This is a genomic window from Cellulomonas sp. PhB150 (assembly GCF_003755175.1).
In the GTDB taxonomy this organism is placed as follows: domain Bacteria; phylum Actinomycetota; class Actinomycetes; order Actinomycetales; family Cellulomonadaceae; genus Cellulomonas.
Genome location: NZ_RKHX01000003.1, coordinates 334910 through 354388, shown reverse-complemented (window position 1 = coordinate 354388; position 19479 = coordinate 334910). Strand labels below are relative to the sequence as shown.

Genomic DNA, 19479 nt, shown 5'->3' with positions numbered 1-19479 from the left:
GCGTGCTCAACCCACCGGTCGGGGAGGCGGGGGTTACGCGCCGAGGGCTGCCGAGACGACGTCCTTGGCCTCCGCCTGGACCTGGGCGAGGTGGTCGGCGGAGACGAAGGACTCGGCGTAGATCTTGTAGACGTCCTCCGTGCCGGACGGGCGGGCCGCGAACCAGGCGTTGGCGGTGGTGACCTTGAGGCCGCCGATCGCCTCGTCGTTGCCGGGCGCGCGGGTCAGGCGGTCGACGATCGGGTCGCCCGCGAGAGTCGTCGCGGAGACCTGCTCGGGGGACAGGGCCGCGAGGGTGGCCTTCTGCTCGCGCGTCGCCTCGGCGTCGATCCGCTCGTACCAGGACTCGCCGAACTCCTCGACGAGCTCGCGGTGCCGCTGCGAGGGGGACTTCCCGGTCGTCGCGAGGATCTCGGAGGCCAGCAGCGCCGCGATCGGCCCGTCCTTGTCGGTGGTCCAGACCGTGCCGTCCTTGCGCAGGAACGAGGCGCCCGCGGACTCCTCCCCGCCGAACCCGATCGACGAGTCGATCAGCCCGGGCACGAACCACTTGAACCCGACCGGCACCTCGATGACGCGCCGCCCGAGCCGGGCACCCACGCGGCTGATCAGGTCGGAGGAGACCAGGGTCTTGCCGATGCCCGCGTCGGACGGCCACTGCGGGCGCGCACCGGAGTACAGGTAGTCGATCATCACGGCGAGGTAGTGGTTCGGGTTCATCAGCCCGCCGTCGGGCGTGACGATGCCGTGCCGGTCGGAGTCGGCGTCGTTGCCCGTCGCGATGTCGTACGGCGCGGGGCCGTCGCCGGCCGTCATGCGGTTGACCAGCGAGGCCATCGCGTACGGCGACGAGCAGTCCATCCGGATCTTGCCGTCCCAGTCGAGGGTCATGAACGGCCAGCGCGGGTCGGCCTCGGGGTTCACCACCGTCAGGTCCAGGCCGTACCGCTCGCCGATCGCGCCCCAGTAGTCGACGACCGCACCGCCCAGCGGGTCCGCGCCGATGCGCACGCCGGCGGACCGGATCGCGTCGAAGTCGATCATGTTCGACAGGTCGTCGACGTACGACGAGAGGTAGTCGTGCTTGCGGATGTGCTCGGAGGCGATCGCGCGCTCGTACGGGATGCGCGGCACCGAGCGCCACCCGGACGCGAGGATCTGGTTCGCGCGGTCCGCGATCCAGCCGGTCGAGTCGGACCCCGCGGGGCCGCCGTGCGGCGGGTTGTACTTGAACCCGCCGTCGGTGGGCGGGTTGTGCGAGGGGGTCACGACGATGCCGTCGGCGAGGCCGGGACCCTGCGTGCGCACGCCCTCGGACGTGCCCGCGCCGTTGTGCCGCAGGATGGCCAGCGAGACGGCGGGCGTGGGGGTGAACGAGTCGCGCGCGTCGACGTGCACCTCGACGCCGGCGGCGACCAGCACCTCGATCGCCGTGCGCTGCGCGGGCTCGGACAGCCCGTGGGTGTCCCGCCCGATGAACAGCGGCCCGTCGGTGCCCGCGCCGCGGCGGTACTCGACGATCGCCGCGGTGATCGCGACGATGTGCGCCTCGTTGAACGCCCGCTTGAACGCGCCCCCGCGGTGGCCGCTCGTGCCGAAGACCACCTTCTGGTCCGGGTCGGTGACGTCCGGCTCGAGGTCGTAGTACGCGGCGAGGAGGGCGTCGATGTCGACGAGGTCCTCGGGCAGGGCGGGTGTTCCGGCGCGCGGGTGCATACCTCGATCCTTCCTCAGGCGCGACGACAATGCACGGGCCCTGGTCCCGGTAGCCTGGACCCATGGCCAAGAACACCACCGACTTCGTGCTGCGCCCCTTCGAGGGACTCCCGGGCGAGCCCGACTGGGTCGCCCTCAAGGAGGTCGTCCCGGCCGCCACGGGCACCGCGCGCACGACGAAGGAGTACGGCTCCCACGAGGTCCTCGTCACCACGGTCCTGCCGCAGGCCTGGCCCGCGCTGCACCGCGCCGACGGTGTGATGCTCCTGGCCCTGCAGACCACGACCAGCTCGGGCGACTCCAGCCGCGACCTGGCCGCCGCCCTGCTCGAGGCGATCGACGCCGAGCCCGGCACCGCGATCGAGCTGACCGGTCTGCCCGAGGCCGGCCCCCGCCTGCAGGACGTGCTCGACCTGTCGGTCCCCTTCGAGGTCACCGTCCAGGACTCGTTCGCGTACTGGCTCGCGCCCGACGTCGAGCGCACCGACGACCTCGCCGCGGCGATCGAGGAGGCCGACGCCGGCATCATCGACACCCGCAAGCTCGACGGCGTGGACTCGGCGTACTGGTGCCGCATGGGCGCGCGCGAGTTCCTGCGCTGGGCGCAGCCCCACGAGGAGCAGGTGGTCCTCGACGGCCTGGCCCGCCTCCACGCGAAGCGCGCCTCCGGGTTCGACGGCGCCAAGTTCGTCGGCTACTTCCGCTCGAGCGGCCTCGTCGTCCCCGTCTGGGAGCTGCCGCGCGGCACCGAGGCCGAGGACATCGCGGACGCCGTCGTCGCGTTCGCGCCCGCGTTCGCCGAGGCGCTGGACAGCACCGAGCCCCTCGACGCGAACGAGCGACGCGCGCGCGCCGGCCTCGTCGCACGCCAGGTCACGCTGCGCTGACCCCCCACGACCTCGCTAGGCTGACGCCGTGACGGCCCAGGGCACGCAGACCCCCGACGACGACGCGGGGGCCTCGAAGCCCCGCGCCCGCGGCCGGTCCCGCGCCGCGACGACCACCCCCGCGCCGGCACGCGCCCCCCGTGTGCGCCAGCGCGTCGCGGTCGTCATCCCCGCCAAGGACGAGTCACGGCGGATCGCGGCCACGGTCCGGTCGGCCAAGTCGATCCCGCACGTCGACCTGGTGCTCGTGGTCGACGACGGGTCGGAGGACGACACCCAGCACGTGGCCCGCGAGGCCGGGGCCGTGGTCGTGCGGCACTCGCACAACCGCGGCAAGGCCGCCGCGATGGAGACGGGCGCGGCCGTCGTCGCGATGCGCGACGCCCCGGACCGCCTGCCCCGCATCCTGCTGTTCATCGACGGCGACCTGGGCGAGACGGCGGTCAACACCGCGCCGCTCGTGCCCCCGGTGGTCGAGGGCCACACCGACCTCGCGATCGCGCTGATCCCGCCGCAGCCCGGCGCGGGCGGCCGCGGCATCGTCGTCGGTGCCGCTCGTCGGGCCATCCAGTCGCTGACGGGCTGGACCCCGACGCAGCCCCTGTCCGGCATGCGCTGCCTGACGCGTGAGGCGTTCGAGGCCGCCACCCCGCTCGCGCACGGGTGGGGTGTCGAGACCGGCATGACCATCGACCTGCTGCGGCGGGGCTTCCGCGTCGTCGAGGTGCCGTGCGAGCTGCGGCACCGGCCGTCCGGCTCGGACCTCAAGGGCCAGCTGCACCGCGCCGCGCAGTACCGGGACGTGCAGCTCGCGGTCAACGCGCGCCGGCTGCGGTCCGCGGCGGGCGCCGTGAAGCGCAAGGTCACACCGAAGCCGGGCAGCCAGACCCACCGCTGACGGGCCACCCCCGTACCCTGGGGCCGTGCCCCTGACGTCCCGCTGGCCTGCCCGCGCCCTGATCACGGCGCTCGTGGCGTGCCTCGCGGTCGCCCTGGGGGCCGGGTCCGCGTCGGCCGACGAGGACACCGCGCCCGCCGAGCCCGTCGTCCTCGTCGGCGTCGGCGGCCTGCACTGGTCGGACGTCGACCGCACCGCGACCCCCACGCTCTGGCGGATGATCACCGGCGGCTCGGTCGGATCCATCTCGGTGCACACGGCCAACCCCGTCACGTGCCCGGTCGACGCCTGGCTGACCATCTCCGCCGGGCGGCGCGTCGCGGTCCCCACGCCCGACGAGGGCACCGTCGACTCGTCGGACGACTCGACCGCCGACGATGCGGTCCCGGTGGAGTGCGAGCCGCTCCCCACGATCACGCCGACGACCGGTGACGCCGAGCCCACCCCGCACCGGGTCTCCGGCTGGGCGGCGCTGTCCGACGAGGGCAGCGAGGGCTTCGGCGCTCCCGGGACGATCGGCCAGCGGATCGACGACGTCGGCACCTGCACCACGGCCGCCGGACCGGGCGGCGCGATCGCGCTGGCGGACCTCGGCGGGGACGTCGCGCGCTACGCGCAGGACCCCGGCGCCCTGTCCACCGCGGACCTGACCGCCTGCCCCGTGACCGTGCTCGACGCCGGCGAGCTCCCGGCCGACCGGACGCAGCGCGCCGACGCGCTCACGCTGCTCGACCTGCGCCTCGGCCAGGTCATCCGCTCGGTGCCGGTCGGCACCCGCGTGCTCGTCGCCGGGGTCTCGGACAGCCCCGCGGGTGAGACGGGCCTGCAGGTCGTCGTCGAGTGGCGGCGCGGCGGGGGAGAGGTCGGCTGGCTCTCGTCGGGCTCGACGCGCCGGCCGGGCATCGTCACGCTCGCCGACCTCGGCGCGACGCTCGCGCAGGCCGGCGGCGCCGACACGAGCGACCTCGACGGGTCCCCGCTGGTGGTCAGCTCCGAGCGGCGGATGAGCACCGACCGCACGGTCGAGAACCGCCGCTACCTCACCGAGATGACGACGATCAGCCCGCAGCTGCTGCCCGTCCTGCTGCTCACGGCCGCCGGGGCCGCCCTCGTCGCTCTCGTCACGGTCGCGGTCGCCCGACGCCGGCGCCGCACGCCCGCTCCCGCGACGCGCCGAGCGGTGCTCGCGGTCCTGCTCCTCGGCGTCTGCACCCCGGTCGGCGCGCACCTCGCCGCGCTCTCGCGCTGGTGGGGCTCGCCGGCACCGCTGTTCGCGGCGACCGGCTGGTACGTGCTGGCGACGACGCTCGTCGCGCTGGTCGCCTGGCTCGTCTCCCGCGCCCTGCCCGCGGGCCGGTGGCGCCTGGCCGCTGCCGCCGCCGGCGCGACGTGGCTGGTCCTGACGATCGACGGCGTGACCGGCACGGTCCTGCAGCAGGGCTCGATCCTCGGCGTCGCGCCCACCGCCGGTGCCCGGTACTACGGGTTCGGCAACACGACGTTCGGCGTCTACGCCGCCGCGGCGCTGGTGCTGGCCGGGGCGATCGGCGCCTGGCTGCGGTCGGCCGGTCGGCGCACGGCCGCCATCGTCGCGGTGTCCGTGGTCGGGGTCGTGTCGGTGGTCGTGGACGGCTGGCCCACGTTCGGCGCGGACTTCGGCGGCGTGCTGGCCCTCGTGCCCGCCTTCGCGGTGCTGGTCGTCGCCGTCGCGGGCGCCGTCGTGACGGTCCGGCGCGCGGTCGCGATCCTCGTCGGCGCGGTCGTCGTCGTCAGCGTCGTCGCGGTCGTCGACTGGGCCCGACCCGGGCGCAGCTCCCACCTCGGCCTGTTCGTCCAGCGGGTCATCGACGGCGACGCCTGGGGCGTGGTCTCGGGCAAGGCCCAGGGGGCCTGGGCGACGATCGACCAGCCGGCCGGCGCGTTCGCCGCCCTCGCGTGCCTCGCGGTGTGCGCGGTGCTCGTCGGCCCGGACCGTTGGCGTCCCGCGTTCCTGCGGCGGGCGTACGCGTCGTGGCCGCTGCTGCGCGGGGTGCTCCTCGCGGTCGTCGTGGCGGCGCTGCTCGGCGCGCTCGTCAACGACAGCGGCGTCGTCGTCGCCATCGCGGTCCTCGGCCTGGCGGGCGTGTCCCTCGTGGTCTCCGCGCTGGCCAGCGCCTGGGACCGGCTGCCCGCGACGACCACCCCGCGCGAGGCCGACGCCCCGCTGCGTCGGATGCCCGCGGTCCTGGTCGCGACCGGCGGCGCCCTGCTCGCGGTCCTGCTCCTGGTCACCGTCACCGTGCCCACCCAGGCCGTCGCGGCCGGCGCCGTGACCTCGGGCACCGGGCAGGTCGCGGTGAGCGCGGACAGGCCGGTCGTCGTGCTCGGCACCGCGGGTCTGACCTGGGCCGACGTGGACCGCGCGGCGACCCCGACGCTGTGGGGGCTGCTGCGCGACGGCGCGGCCGCGGGCGCGGTGTCCGCAGGCGTGACCGGGCGCCCCTCGTGGTGCGACTCCGCGGGGTGGCTCGCGCTGAGCGCGGGCCGGGCGCCCGTCACGGGCGAGCCGGTCGACGGCGAGTACCGGTGCGCACCGTGGTCGGTCACCCCGGACGGCGACGGCGCGCGGGTCGAGGGCTGGGACGCGATCGCCGCGCTGCAGTCCCGCTCCGAGTTCCGCCCGACGATCGGCGAGCTGGGTGACACGCTCGCGGACGGCGGCGTGTGCGCGACGGCCGTCGGCCCGGAGGCGGCGCTCGCGCTGGCCGGCACCGACGCGAGCGTCGGCCGCTACCGGACGCTCGAGGACGCGACGGCCGACCCCGCCGACGTGTTCTCGTGCCCGCTGACCGTCGTCGACGCGGGCTCCGCGCCGCACTCGGTGGACATCGACCCCACCGTGCGCGCCGCCGAGCTGACCGCGCTCGACTCCCAGGTCCGCAGCCTCCTGCGCGTGATCCCCACGGGCTCGACCGTGATGCTCGTCGAGACCGGCAACCCCGCCCCGAGCCGCCCGTCGCTGGGCGTGGGCATGCTCGACTCCGCCGACGTCACCGGCACGCGGTACTGGTCCACGCCGTCGACCCGCTGGGTGGGGGTGGTGCGCCTGCTCGACCTGCCCGCGACGCTGCTGACCGCCGTCGGCATCACCCCGCCGGACGTGTTCACCGGCTCCGCGATCACCGTGGGCGAGGACCGGCCCGCGGACGCCGCGACCGCCGTGCGGCAGCTCGCGGACCTCACCACCCGGGACCAGGCGCTGCGCGGCACCGCCGGCAAGGTCACCACGACGCCGATGATCATCGGCCTCGCGCTCATCCTGCTCTCGACGTTCGTCGCGCCCCTGCTGGCCCGCCGCCGGCCGCGCACCGAGCTCGTCACGCGGCGGGTCGTCGACGCGGTCCAGCTGTTCCTCGCGAGCCTGCCCGCGGGCGTCTTCCTCATGACGGCGACCTCGTGGTGGCGGTTCGCGTCACCGTCGGCGGTCATGTGGTGGTCGGTGCTCGGCTGCACGCTCGCGATCGCGGCCGCCGCCGCGCTCGTGCCCTGGCGACCGGTCGCCGGCGGCCCGGGCCTCGTCGCGCTGCTCACGTTCGGCCTGCTGACGCTCGACGCGGTGCTCGGCACGCCGCTGCACCGCGGGAGCCTGCTCGGCCCCGCGCCGACGCTGGGCGGCCGGTTCTACGGCTTCGGCAACCCGACCTACTCGGTGTACGTCGTCGCCGGGCTGCTCGGCGCAGCGGCGCTCGGCACCTGGCTGCGTCGCTACGGCCGGTGGGTCGCGGGGGCCGGTGCCGCGCTGGTCTGCGGCACGGCGCTCGTCGTCGACCTGTGGCCGAGCCTGGGCGCCGACGTGGGCGGCGGCCTGGTGCTGCTGCCCGCCGGGGCGATCGTCGTGCTGGCCGTCGTCGGCATCCGGGTGACGTGGCAGAAGCTGCTCGTCGCGGGCGTGGCCGGCGTGCTGCTCGTCGCCGGGATCGGCGTCCTCGACTGGCTGCGGCCCGCGCCGGAGCGCACCCACCTGGGCATCTTCGTGCAGTCGGTGGTCGACGGGACGGCGTGGGAGACGATCAGCCGCAAGCTCGGCTACGCCGTGCGGACCGTCAACGGCGGCTGGGTCACCTGGACCACGCTGGCCGTGCTCGTCGTGGGCGTCGTCCTGCTGTGGAAGGGCTCGCCGCTGCGCTGGACCGCGTGGGAGCGCCTGGAGCGGCAGTGGCCGATGGTCCGGCCGGCGATGTTCGCGCTGCTGCTCGCCGCGGTGGGCGGCTCGGTGGTCAACGACTACGGGATCAAGATCGCGACGGCTGTGCTCGCCGCCCTCCTGCCCCTGCTGGGGATGCTGCTGGTCCGCAGCACGCCCCTGCCCGGCGAGGACGACGGGATGCCGGCGCCCGACGAGGCGGCGCAGCACTACCCTGCGGAGCAGCGCACCACCTGACGGGAGACCCCATGGCACTGCCCCGCTACGCCTACCTCGGTCCGGCGGGCACGTTCACCGAGGCCGCGCTGCGCCAGGTGGTCTCGCCCGACGACGCGCAGTACCTGCCGCAGAGCGACGTGACCTCCGCGATCGCCGCGGTCCGCGCCGGCCGGGCCGACTTCGCGGTGGTCGCCATCGAGAGCACCGCCGAGGGCGGCGTGACCGCGACGCTCGACAGCCTGGCCACGGGCGAGCCGCTCGTGCTGCTGCGCGAGGTGCTCGTCCCGGTGCAGTTCACGCTCGCCGCTGCTCCCGGTGTCGCGCTCGGCGACGTCCACCGCGTCTCCGCGCACCCCCACGCGTGGGTGCAGTGCCGCCGCTGGCTCGCCGCGCACCTGCCGGACGCGGTGCACGTCCCCGCGACGTCGAACACCGCGCCGGCCGCGCTCATCGCCTCCGGCTCGACGGCGCTTCCCTTCGACGCCGCGCTGGTGCCGCCGCCCGCCGTGGCGACCTACGGCCTGACGGCGCTCGCGGAGCACGTCGCCGACAACGCCACCGCGGTCACGCGCTTCGTCGTCATCGGCCACCCCGGCGACGTCCCGCCGCCCACCGGGGCGGACAAGACGACCCTCGTCGTGCACCTGCCGGACAACGAGGCCGGCGCGCTGCTCTCGATGCTCGAGCAGTTCGCGGCGCGCGGCGTGAACCTCTCGCGCATCGAGTCCCGTCCGATCGGCGACTCGCTGGGCCGGTACTCGTTCTCCATCGACGCCGAGGGGCACATCCTCGACGAGCGGGTCGGCGAGGCGATCATGGGCCTGCACCGCCGGTGCCCGTTCGTGCGGTTCCTGGGTTCCTACCCCCGGGCCGACGAGGTCGCGCCGACCGTCCACCTCGGCACGGCCGACACCGACTTCGTCGAGGCCCGCGCGTGGCTGCGCGCGGTGCGGGACGGCGCGGCGACCTAGCCCGCGAGCATCACGAGCCGCTGCGTCGCGCGGGTCATCGCGACGTAGCGGTCGACCGCCCCCTCGATCCCCTCCCCGAACGCGTCGGGCTCGACGAGCACCACGAGGTCGAACTCGAGCCCCTTGGCCAGGGTCGGCGTGAGCGACCGGACGCGGTCCGTCCCGACGAACGCCGGGTCGCCGATGACGCACGCGACCCCGTCCCCGTGCTCGGCGAGCCAGCCGTCGACCACGGCGTGCAGCTCCGCGACGGGACCGTGCGTGACCGGGATCCCGCTGCTCCGGATCGACAGCGGCACGTTCGCGTCGGGCAGCGCCGCCCGGATCACCGGCTCGGCCTCGGCCATGACCTCCGACGGCGTCCGGTAGTTGACGCTCAGCGGCGCGAGCGTGATCCGGTCGAGCCCGACCCGCTCCAGGCGCGCCTGCCACGACTCGGTGAACCCGTGCCGCGCCTGCGCGCGGTCGCCCACGATCGTGAGGCTGCGCGACGGGCAGCGCGCCAGGAGCATCTGCCACTCGGCGTCGGTGAGCTCCTGGGCCTCGTCGACCACGACGTGCGCGAACGGTCCGGCGAGCAGGTCGGGGTCCGCGGTCGGCACGGCCGCCTGGTCGACGAGGGCGTGCTGCAGGTCCGCGCCGCGGAGCATGGACATGAGGTGCATCTCGGAGTCGTCGGTCTCGATGAGGTGGTCGACGACGTCCGCCATCTGCGCCTGCTGGGCCGCGACCGCCGCGGCCTGGCGCCGCGCCCGGCGGGACGCCTCGGGGTCGCCGAGCCGCTGCCGCGCGGCGTCCAGGAGCGGCAGGTCGGCCACGGTCCAGGCCTGGGCGTCGGCCCGCTGCAGCGCGTGGACCTCGTCGGGCTCCAGCCACGGGGCGCACAGCCGCAGGTAGGCCGGGACGGACCACAGGTCGGCGACGAGGTCGGTGGGCTCCAGGAGCGGCCAGGCGCGGTCGAGGATCTCGCGCAGCTCGCGGTTGGCCTCGAGCGAGCGCCGCAGCTGGTCGGCCGTGACCTCGTCGTCCTCGTTCTTGTCCAGCACGATCGCGAGCAGGGCCTCCCAGATCTCGTCGCGGGCCTCGTTGTGCGGGGTGCCGGCCTCGGGGGCGTCGAACGCCTCCGCCCAGTCCTCCGCGCTCAGCCACAGGTCCGCCCACGGCGTCTCGACGAGCGTCCCCGCGGTCGGTGGCCGCTCGGAGAACCGCACGGCCGGCTCGATCGCTGCGACCATCGCGGCGGACGACTTCAGGCGCGCCACGCGCGGGTCGGCCTCCGGCACCGCGGCGGCTCCCTCGGGCACCAGGTCGCGCAGCGTGCACGTCTGGACGCCCTCCTCGCCGAGGCTCGGCAGCACGTCGGACACGTAGTCCAGGTACGGCTCGTGCGGGCCGACGAACAGCACGCCGCCACGGCGGTGACCCAGGCGGGGGTCGGAGTAGAGCAGGTAGGCGGTGCGGTGCAGCGCGACGACGGTCTTGCCCGTGCCCGGACCGCCGTCGACGACGAGCGCGCCCTGCGACCCCGCGCGGATGATCGTGTCCTGGTCCGCGGCGATGGTGCCGAGCACGTCGCGCATCCGGGCGGAGCGGTTGGCGCCCAGGCTCGCGATGAACGCGGACTCGTCGTCGAGCGCGGCGCCGGGCTCGACGTCCCCGAACGCCTCGTCCCAGTAGTCGGAGACCCGCCCGCCGGTCCAGCGGTAGCGCCGACGACTGGCCAGGCCCATCGGGTTCGCCAGGGTCGCCCCGAAGAACGGCTCGGCCGCGGGCGAGCGCCAGTCGAGCAGCAGGCGCCGGCCGTCCGCGTCGGTCAGGCCCAGGCGGCCGACGTAGACGACCGAGCCGTCCTCCCCGACCATCCGGCCCAGGCACAGGTCGAGCCCGAACCGGCGCAGCGTGCGCAGGCGGGCGGTGAGGCGGTGGACCTCCTGGTCGCGCTCGAGCGCGGCGGTGCCGTGCCCGCCGGGCGCGCGCCGGGCCGCGTCGAGCCGGCCGGTGAGCTCCGCGATCGTGGCCTCGAGGCTGGCCGCGATGGCCGCGAAGTGCTCCTCGTCGCGCTCGACGAGGGCGGGGTCCGCCTTGGCGGCGAGCCGCTCGGGCAGGTGGAAGGCGGTCAGGGGGAAGGGCATCGGGTCTCCGCTCGCCGGTCGGGCTTCGGCGGGCGATTCTTCGCCACGAGGGGGGCCTTGCGGCAAGCCCCCCCGGTGCTCTATATCTTGGAAGCGGAAGGTCAGACCGCCGCGACCCGGACCACCAGGGCACCGGGGTCCACGCGAGCCGCGACCTCCACGACGCGCCCCACGACGTCGCCGTCGACCTGCGCGTGCTCGCCGCCCGGGACCACGATCCGCACCTCGCGCGCGCGCCGGTGGTCGATGCGGCCGATCTTCGGCGCCCGGCTGCTCGGCACGCCCCAGCCCTGCAGCACCACCTCGCCGAAGAGCTGCGCCCAGCCCGCGATCCCGCCGCGGGCGTCGATCGCGGCGAGGTCGAGCCAGCCGTCGTCCAGCTGCGCGTCGGGCAGCAGGACCAGGCCGCCGGGGAGCTTGCCGCAGTTGCCCACGAGCAGGCTGCGCAACCGGGTCGTGGTCGCCTTCTCGTCGTCGACCCGCACGTGCACGCGGGTCCGGTCGCCGCGCAGGTGGCGGATCCCCGCGACGAAGTAGGCGATCCAGCCGACCTTGGCCTTGAGGGTGGGGTCCGCGTCGGCGACCATCGCGGCGTCGAAGCCGAGCCCGGCGATGACCAGGAAGATGTGGTCGCGCGGCTGGTCGGAGTCGGGCGGCAGCTCGTCGGCCGCCTCGGCGACCTTGTCCTTGACCTCGGACTCGAACCGCAGCACGCGCAGCCAGCCCACGTCGATGGTCCGGTCCCGGCCGGTCAGCGCGATGCGGAGCGCGGCGAGCGGGTCTCCCAGGGGCAGGTCGAGGTTGCGCGCGAGCAGGTTGCCCGTGCCGATCGGCACCAGCCCCATCGGGACCCGCGTGCCGACGAGCCCCTCGGCCACGGCCCGGACTGTGCCGTCCCCCCCGACGGCGACCACGACGTCCGCGCCCGCCGCCACGGCCTGGCGGGTCTGGCCCACGCCCGGGTCCTCGATCGTCGTCTCGAGCCACATGGGCTCGGCGAGGCCCAGCTCCTGGGCGGTGCGGCGGACGCCGGCGTGCAGGTCGGCGGCGTCGGGCTTGGAGGGGTTGGCGACGAACGCGACGAGCGCGCCGCCCTCGTCGACCTCCTGCGCGAGGCCGCGGGCGGCCGGGCTCACCCCGGACTCGAGGCGGCGGTGCAGGGACCCCTGCCGGCGGTAGACGACCACGGCGATGCAGATGGCAGCCACGGCCAGCACTCCGGCGGCGATCGACACCCATCCGACCCAGGTCACAGGCGCAATCTACGGGGCGGGCGCGATCTGGGCGAGGGCCCACCTCCGGGCGCTCTGGGGCCTAAGGTCGGTTTGACCAGCCGCACCACCTTGGAGGAGCCATGTCAGACGCAGTCAGCGCTGCGGTCCGGGCGACGCACGACGCCGCTCGCGAGTCCCTGCCGTTCGACGACACGCGGGACGCCGAAGCCGCCTCGCGTGGCCTCCTCGTCCCCGCACCACCGCAGGTCGTCGACGGCGACGGTCGCGTGCTCTGGGACGTCGCCGGCTACGGGTTCCTCGAGGGCGAGAACCCCGGCACCGTCCACCCGAGCCTGTGGCGGCAGAGCGGCCTGGTCGCCCAGGCGGGCCTCTACGAGGTCGTCGAGGGGATCTACCAGGTCCGGGGTCTGGACCTGTCGAACATCACGTTCGTCGAGGGGGAGACGGGTGTCATCGTCATCGACCCGTTGATCTCGGTGGAGACCGCGGCAGCGGCGCTCGAGATGTACCGCGGCAACCGCGGTGACCGGCCGGTGACCGCGGTGATCTACACGCACTCGCACGTCGACCACTTCGGCGGCGTCAAGGGCGTCACGACGCTCGAGGACGTCGAGGCGGGCCGCTGCCCGATCCTGGCGCCGTCCGGATTCATGGAGCACGCCGTCGCGGAGAACGTCTACGCCGGCACTGCGATGTCCCGCCGCGCCGGCTACATGTACGGCGCCGCCCTCGAGAAGGGCGCCGACGGCCAGGTCGGCGCCGGGCTCGGCCAGACGACGAGCACCGGCACGATCTCGCTCATCGCTCCCACCTTGGACATCACGAGCACCGGCCAGACCGAGACGGTCGACGGCGTGGAGATCGTCTTCCAGATGACGCCCGGCACCGAGGCGCCGAGCGAGATGAACTTCTTCTTCCCCGGGTTCAAGGCGCTCTGCATGGCCGAGAACGCGACGCACACCCTGCACAACCTGCTGACGCTGCGCGGCGCGGTCGTCCGCGACCCGCACGTGTGGTCGGCCTACCTCACCGAGGCGATCAACCTCCACGGCTACCAGAGCGAGGTCGTGTTCGCGTCGCACCACTGGCCGACGTGGGGGCGCGACGAGCTCGTCGCGTTCCTGTCCACCCAGCGCGACCTCTACGCCTACCTGCACGACCAGACCCTGCGACGCATCAACCAGGGCTGGGTCGGCGCGGAGATCGCGGAGTCCATCGTCATGCCGCCCGCGCTCGAGAAGGCGTGGGGGACGCACGGCTACTACGGCTCGGTCAGCCACAACGTCAAGGCGATCTACCAGCGCTACATGGGCTGGTTCGACGGCAACCCCGCCCACCTGTGGGAGCACCCGCCGGTCGAGCTGGCGACGCGCTACGTCGCGGCGTTCGGCGGGGCGCAGGCTGCCGTCGCCACGGCCCAGGCGGCGTTCGACGACGGCGACTACCGCTGGGCGGCGACCGTGCTCAACCACGTGCTGTTCGCCGACCCGGCCGACCCCGCCGCCTCCGCCGCCTCCGCCCTGCTCGCCGACACCTACACCCAGCTCGGGTACGGCTCCGAGAACGGCACGTGGCGGAACTTCTTCCTCTCGGGTGCCGTCGAGCTGCGCTCGGGCAACTTCGGCACGCCGGCCCAGACCGCCTCGGCGGACATCCTCGCGGCCCTGACGATCGACCAGGTCTTCGACGCCCTCGCCATCCGCGTCGACGGCCCCGGCTCGTGGGACGAGAAGCTGCTGACGGACTGGGTCATCGACGGCACGGCGTACCGGGTGCGCCTCGCCAACGGTGTGCTCTCGCACGAGCTGCCGAGCCCGCACGACCCGGCCGTGCCTGACCTGACGCTGACGGCCGACCGGCTCAGCTTCACGCTCGCGGCGGTCGTGCCCGGGAAGTTCGAGGCGTCGGTCGCCGACGGCTCGATCACCGCCGACGGCGACTCCGGCCGCTGGTCGAGCCTGCTGGGCTCGCTCGACGACCCGGACCCCGCGTTCGACATCGTCCTGCCCTGATCGCGTCGCGGGTGGCCCTGACCGGGTATGAGGTCGGGGCCACCTGCTCGCGTCGGTAGGGTGACGCAGGTGATCGATCTCCGTCTGCTCCGTGATGATCCCGACGTCGTGCGCGCCAGCCAGGTCGCGCGGGGCGACGACCCCGGCCTCGTCGACCAGGTCCTCGACGCCGACGCGCTGCGTCGCTCGTCCCTGACCGAGTACGAGACCCTGCGCGCCGAGCAGAAGTCCCACGGCAAGCTCGTCGCCGCCGCCAAGGGCGACGAGAAGCAGGCGCTGCTCGCGCACGGCCGGGCGCTGTCGGAGCGGGTCAAGGCCCTGCAGGCCGATGCGGACGCCGCCGAGGAGCGCTCCACCGAGCTGGCCCGCCGGATCGGCAACGTCATCGAGGACGGCGTCCCCGCGGGCGGCGAGAACGACTTCGTGGTGCTCGAGCACGTCGGCACGCCCCGCGACTTCGCGGCCGAGTACGGCGCGGACTTCGTCGTGCGCGACCACCTGGACCTCGGCGAGAGCCTCAAGGCGATCGACACCGAGCGTGGCGCCAAGGTGTCCGGCGCGCGGTTCTACTACCTCACTGGCATCGGCGCGCGCCTCGAGCTCGCGCTGCTCAACGCCGCCGTCGACCGCGCGCTCGCGGCCGGCTTCACCCCGGTCATCACCCCCACGCTCGTCAAGCCCGAGGTCATGGCGGGCACCGGGTTCCTGGGTGCGCACGCCGACGAGATCTACCGGCTCGAGGCCGACGACCTCTACCTGGTCGGCACCTCGGAGGTGGCCCTCGCGGGCTACCACAGCGGCGAGATCCTGGACCTGTCGGGCGGCCCGCTGCGGTACGCGGGCTGGTCGGCCTGCTACCGGCGCGAGGCCGGCTCGTACGGCAAGGACACCCGCGGCATCATCCGCGTGCACCAGTTCCACAAGGTCGAGGCGTTCGTCTACACGACGGTCGAGGACGCGGCCGACGAGCACCGCCGCCTGCTGGGCTGGGAGCAGGAGATGCTCGCGCTCGCGGAGCTGCCCTACCGGGTCATCGACACCGCCGCGGGCGACCTCGGCTCGAGCGCGGCCCGCAAGTTCGACTGCGAGGCGTGGCTGCCGAGCCAGCAGCGCTACCTCGAGCTGACCTCCACCTCGAACTGCACCACGTACCAGGCCCGCCGCCTGGGGGTGCGCGAGCGGACGGCCGACGGGTCCGTGCGGCCCGTCGCCACGCTCAACGGCACGCTGGCCACCACCCGCTGGCTCGTCGCGCTGCTGGAGAACCACCAGCAGGAGGACGGCTCGATCTATGTGCCGGTGGGGCTGCGGCCCTACCTCGGCGGCCTCGAGGTGCTGGAGCCGGTGAAGTGAGCCGCGCTCGGATGATCGCCCTGGACATCGACGGCACGCTGATGTCGTACGACGGGGTGATCACCGAGGCCGTCCATGAGGCGGTGGGTGCCCTGCGCGACGCCGGTCGGCACGTGGTGCTGGCCACGGGCCGCGGGGTGCACGCCACGATCCCGATCGCCCGCGAGCTGGGCCTGTCCACCGGGTGGGCGGTCAGCTCCAACGGCGCGGTGACCTCGCGCCTCGACCCCGCCCTGCCGGACGGGTACGAGATCACCGACGTCGTCACCTTCGACCCCGCGCCCGCCCTGCGCGCTCTCGCGCTCGAGCTGCCGGACGCGCTGTACGCGGTCGAGGACCTCGGGGTGGGGTTCCGGCTCACGGGCGAGTTCCCCGAGGGCGAGCTGTCCGGTACCAAGCAGGTCGTCTCGTTCGACGAGCTGCTGACGACCCCGGCCACCCGCGTCGTGATCCGAGCGCCCGGCGCCAGCCCCGAGGAGTTCCACGAGCTCGTCGAGCGCGTCGGCCTGCAGGAGGTCGAGTACGCGGTCGGCTACAGCGCCTGGCTCGACCTGACGCCCGGCGGGGTCTCCAAGGCGAGCGCGCTCGAGGCGATCCGGCGGACCCTCGGGGTCGAGCCGTTCGAGACCGCGGCGATCGGCGACGGCGGCAACGATGTGCAGATGCTGCGCTGGGCCGCCCGCGGCGTCGCCATGGGCCACGCGACGGCGTCGGTCCGGGCCGCGGCCGACGAGGTCACCGGGACGATCGACGACGACGGCGCGCTCGAGGTGCTGCGGAGCTTCCTGGTCTGACCCCGATCAGGGTGCGCTGAAGCCGATCGCCTTGTGGGTGCCGTCGCAGAACGGTCTGATCGCCGAGGCGCCGCACCGGCACAGCGCGATCGTCGCCCGCCGCCGCTCGACCGGCTTGCCGTCCTCGTCGACGAGACGCGCGTCGCCGCGGACCAAGATCGGTCCGTCCGGGCACGCGACGATCGTCGTCGGGCGCGTGCCCGTCACGCGATCCCTCGCAGGGCCGAGCGCCCGGCAGTCCACGCGGACAGCGTGTGCTCGCCGCCGAGGTCGTCCAGGTAGAGGCAGGCCGCCGCGCCGAACAGGATGTCCTCGCACAGCTCGGGCTCCTGCTGGGCCAGCGCTCCGGCCAGGTCGCGGCCGGCGATCTGCTCGTGCACCGCGTCCGCCTCGACGTGCTCGTCGAAGTACTCCGTGGTGCCCTCGTCGAACCCGTGCCGCCGGAACCCGTCGCCGTAAAGGCGGTTCGGCAGGGAGGACGTCATCTCGAACGCCGCGAGGTGCCCGGCGGTCGCGCCGCGCAGGCGGCGGTGCAGGCCGAACAGGGACATGAGGTTCAGCGTGGCGAGGGTGATCGCGGGGATCCGCTCGACGTAGGCGCCGTACTCCGCGTCGAGCCCGGCGCCGCGCATCGTGCGTGCGAACAGCTCGCAGTGCATCCGCTCCGGGTCGCCGCCGCCGTACTCGTCGGCCTGGATCTCGACGAGTGCCGCCTTGGGGCCGCCGGTCAGCCGGGGGATGGCCCACGTGTGGGGGTCCGCCTCCTTGAGCTGGTAGATCGAGCGCAGGACGAGGAGCTCGTCGAGCTGTTCGCGCGTCGCGCGCTTGGCGACGTATCGGGCGACGCTCGGCCCCGGGGTGGGGGCGGTCATCGCGAACAGGGTGGTCGCGACGGCGGCACGCTCCGGCGCGACGTCGGTGGGCACCTGCACGCGGCTTCGCACCGCCGCTTCGAAGGCATCCTCGAGCACGCGGCGAGCCCGCAGCAGCTCAGGGTCCCACTCCCAGTCGTCGTCGACGCCGTCGAAGCCCCGGTAGGAGAGCTCGTACATGACGTAGAGCGCGATCTGGAGGTCGTCGTCGGTCACGATGTCCGACGTCGCCCCCACCGCGGTGGAGGCCTCGTCCGCCAGCCGCGGCTGGTTCGAGGTAGCGACCGGGGAGCTCAGCAGGTCGATCACGGCATGGCTGAGGGAGCCGCGAGGGTGGGGCAGTTTCATCGTCACTCTTTCGTGCGCGTGTGGCGCGCCCCTGTCCTGAGCGGCCTCCCGCTCACTTTCGCACGGCACGCAGTCCGCGCAACCGGGGCGGGGGTGACGTCATCGCCGCCCCCGGGACTACCCGATCGCGAGATCCTGACGGGAGTGCTCAACGACCACGGCAGCCGTGGCGTGCGCGGCCGTGTGCTGGACGAGATGCCGGTGGCGGGGGATCTCCACGAGTGTGCCTGCCGGCGCCGCACCCGCCAGGTGCGCACACCACGGGCCCCGGGCGACGGGATCGTTACCTCCGCGGAGCACGAGCGTGGGCGCCGTGACGCGCCGCAACCTCTCGTCCGTGCGGTACTCCAGCATCGGCGCCAGCTCGGTCAGGTACCAGCGCGGACCGCACCGAAGGTAGTCGGTCACGGTGAGCGCGTTGCCCGACGGCGACTCCCGGAGGGAGTTCCGCGTCAGGTCGAGGGCCTGGGCCAGCGGTCGGGCGCGGGCGCGGTCGGTCACGGGGCCGACGAGGACGAGGTGCGTGACCAGGGACGGCCGCTGCACCGCGAGCTCGGTGACGAACTGGGCGCCCATGGAGTGGCCGACGAGGACGGCGCAGGCGATGCCCAGCGCATCCAGCGCTTCCCCCAGGAGCGCTGCTCCGTCAGGGACGGACATCACGCCGGAGGGTTTGCGCGTTCCCCCGAAGCCTGGCAGGACGACGCTGTGGACTGCTCCCTCACGAACGAGCTCCCGGTGGAGACGGGCGAGATAGCGGTGCGACATGCCCAGTCCGTGGACCAGGACGCGACGTGGTAGGTCAAGGGGATCCGATCGTGAGGCGGTCGGACGCGACGGTCGCGCCCGAGCAGGTGTCGGGCGCGACCGGAGCGTGTCAGGTGGTGGGTGTCTCCGGCGGCACCGGCGCGTAGAGCGGCGGCATCATGTCTGCCATCTCGAGGTCGGCTGTGGCCTGGATGAGCGCGAGCAGCTCGGTGTCCAGGCCGGGGGAGAACTCCTCGAACCGCTCCTCGGCGATCGTCGAGGGAACACCAGCCGGCGCCTGCTCGCTCGCGTCGAGCGTGGTGCCGTCCTTCGACGGCGACATGCCCTGGAAGATCTTCCCGGCCTCGGAGGAGGCGGTCAGGTCGAACGAGTACTGCTTGCTCTGCAGGCCGAGGTCCACCAGCTTCTTCACCTCGGGGAAGCGCTCCGCGTTCGTCTTCGGGATCGGCAGCAGCTTGCCCCAGTCGACGCCGAGCGTCTCGAGCGCCCTCGCGTACGCGTTCTCGTGCGCCTGGTCACGCACGATCAGGTAGGCGATCGTCGAGCGCGCCGTCTTGTTGTCCGTCATCTCGTAGATCCGGCACTTCTGCAGCCGGCCCGTGGACTCGAGCATCAGGTTGTACAGCAGGTCGAGGACCAGGTTGCCCGAGTTGTAGACGTAGGAGCCGCTCCACGGGTTGCCGGCCGAGTCGACCGGGAGCGCACCCTGCGAGGCCACGAGCCAGTGGTGGATGTTGCCCTGGTCGAGGGCCAGGCTCAGGGGGACGTCGCCGCCGGCGCCCGGCTTGTCGAGCGGGTCGGTCTTCTTGCCGTTGTAGCGCGGGGACCCGTCGAGCAGCCGGGCGATCGTCGTGCCGATGAGCTCGACGTGGCTGATCTCCTCCGTGCCGATCCCCTGCAGCAGGTCGCGGTACGGCTTGGCGGCCGGGCCGCGGAAGTTGATGCTCTGGAACAGGTACTGCATCATCGTGCGCATCTCGCCGAACTGCCCGCCCAGACCCTCCTGGAGCGCGTTGGCAGCTGCGGGATCGGGCTCGTCGGCGACGATGTCGTGGATGAGACGTTGGACGTGCAGGTACATGGTCGGTCCC

General features: G+C 74.0%; 14 protein-coding genes. 7 read left to right on the top strand and 7 right to left on the bottom strand.

Features of this window, described 5'->3' with window-relative positions:
* Nucleotides 1-33: 33 nt before the first annotated feature.
* Nucleotides 34-1716: a phosphoglucomutase (alpha-D-glucose-1,6-bisphosphate-dependent) gene (gene pgm / locus EDF34_RS12010; RefSeq protein ID WP_123371717.1), complete on the bottom strand. Its 1683-nt coding sequence runs from the start codon at nucleotides 1714-1716 to the stop codon at nucleotides 34-36.
* A gap of 62 nt (nucleotides 1717-1778) precedes the next feature.
* Here pgm and EDF34_RS12005 point away from each other — a divergent pair, with 62 nt between their 5' ends.
* From EDF34_RS12005 to pheA, 4 genes are read left to right on the top strand one after another with little or no spacing between them, the layout of a single operon-like run.
* A complete protein-coding gene (locus EDF34_RS12005) occupies nucleotides 1779-2603 on the top strand; it encodes a DUF5926 family protein (protein ID WP_123371716.1) in 825 nt (274 codons plus the stop codon).
* Between the two features lie 28 nt (nucleotides 2604-2631).
* Entirely contained in the window at nucleotides 2632-3501 is an 870-nt protein-coding gene (locus EDF34_RS12000) for a glycosyltransferase family 2 protein (protein WP_370450063.1), read from the top strand.
* Between the two features lie 25 nt (nucleotides 3502-3526).
* Nucleotides 3527-7921, top strand: coding sequence for a hypothetical protein (locus EDF34_RS11995; protein ID WP_123371715.1), 4395 nt, complete (start codon nucleotides 3527-3529; stop codon nucleotides 7919-7921).
* Nucleotides 7922-7932: 11 nt separating this feature from the next.
* Nucleotides 7933-8874 carry a prephenate dehydratase gene (pheA, locus tag EDF34_RS11990; protein WP_123371714.1) on the top strand — a complete coding sequence of 314 codons (942 nt, stop codon included), beginning with the start codon at nucleotides 7933-7935 and terminating at the stop codon, nucleotides 8872-8874.
* On the opposite strand, the gene helR is transcribed toward pheA, so the two are convergent.
* Both helR and EDF34_RS11980 read right to left on the bottom strand, forming a co-directional pair.
* Nucleotides 8871-11006: an RNA polymerase recycling motor ATPase HelR gene (helR, locus tag EDF34_RS11985; RefSeq protein ID WP_123371713.1), complete on the bottom strand. Its 2136-nt coding sequence runs from the start codon at nucleotides 11004-11006 to the stop codon at nucleotides 8871-8873. The genes pheA and helR overlap by 4 nt on opposite strands.
* Before the next feature lie 101 nt (nucleotides 11007-11107).
* The gene (locus tag EDF34_RS11980) at nucleotides 11108-12259 is read right to left on the bottom strand and encodes a diacylglycerol kinase family protein (RefSeq protein ID WP_123371712.1); all 1152 of its coding nucleotides are present in this window, start codon (nucleotides 12257-12259) and stop codon (nucleotides 11108-11110) included.
* 101 nt (nucleotides 12260-12360) lie between these two features.
* On the opposite strand from EDF34_RS11980, the gene EDF34_RS11975 reads away from it, so the two are divergent.
* The 3 genes from EDF34_RS11975 to EDF34_RS11965 all read left to right on the top strand — a co-directional run bounded on the left by EDF34_RS11975 (nucleotide 12361) and on the right by EDF34_RS11965 (nucleotide 16400).
* Nucleotides 12361-14253: an alkyl/aryl-sulfatase gene (locus tag EDF34_RS11975; RefSeq protein WP_123371711.1), complete on the top strand. Its 1893-nt coding sequence runs from the start codon at nucleotides 12361-12363 to the stop codon at nucleotides 14251-14253.
* A gap of 69 nt (nucleotides 14254-14322) precedes the next feature.
* Entirely contained in the window at nucleotides 14323-15606 is a 1284-nt protein-coding gene (serS, locus tag EDF34_RS11970) for a serine--tRNA ligase (protein WP_199737857.1), read from the top strand.
* Nucleotides 15603-16400: an HAD family hydrolase gene (locus EDF34_RS11965; protein WP_123371709.1), complete on the top strand. Its 798-nt coding sequence runs from the start codon at nucleotides 15603-15605 to the stop codon at nucleotides 16398-16400. Before serS ends, EDF34_RS11965 begins: the two co-directional genes overlap by 4 nt.
* 6 nt (nucleotides 16401-16406) lie before the next feature.
* Here EDF34_RS11965 and EDF34_RS11960 read toward each other — a convergent pair whose 3' ends face one another.
* From EDF34_RS11960 to EDF34_RS11945, 4 genes are all read right to left on the bottom strand, one after another.
* Entirely contained in the window at nucleotides 16407-16607 is a 201-nt protein-coding gene (locus tag EDF34_RS11960; protein WP_123371708.1) for a CDGSH iron-sulfur domain-containing protein, read from the bottom strand.
* Nucleotides 16604-17620, bottom strand: coding sequence for an iron-containing redox enzyme family protein (locus tag EDF34_RS11955; protein ID WP_123371922.1), 1017 nt, complete (start codon nucleotides 17618-17620; stop codon nucleotides 16604-16606). The genes EDF34_RS11960 and EDF34_RS11955 overlap by 4 nt, the downstream gene beginning before the upstream one ends.
* Before the next feature lie 117 nt (nucleotides 17621-17737).
* Nucleotides 17738-18406: an alpha/beta fold hydrolase gene (locus EDF34_RS11950; protein WP_255414193.1), complete on the bottom strand. Its 669-nt coding sequence runs from the start codon at nucleotides 18404-18406 to the stop codon at nucleotides 17738-17740.
* 91 nt (nucleotides 18407-18497) lie between these two features.
* On the bottom strand, nucleotides 18498-19469 hold the full coding sequence (locus EDF34_RS11945; protein WP_123371706.1) for a manganese catalase family protein: 972 nt from the start codon (nucleotides 19467-19469) through the stop codon (nucleotides 18498-18500).
* Nucleotides 19470-19479: the final 10 nt, after the last annotated feature.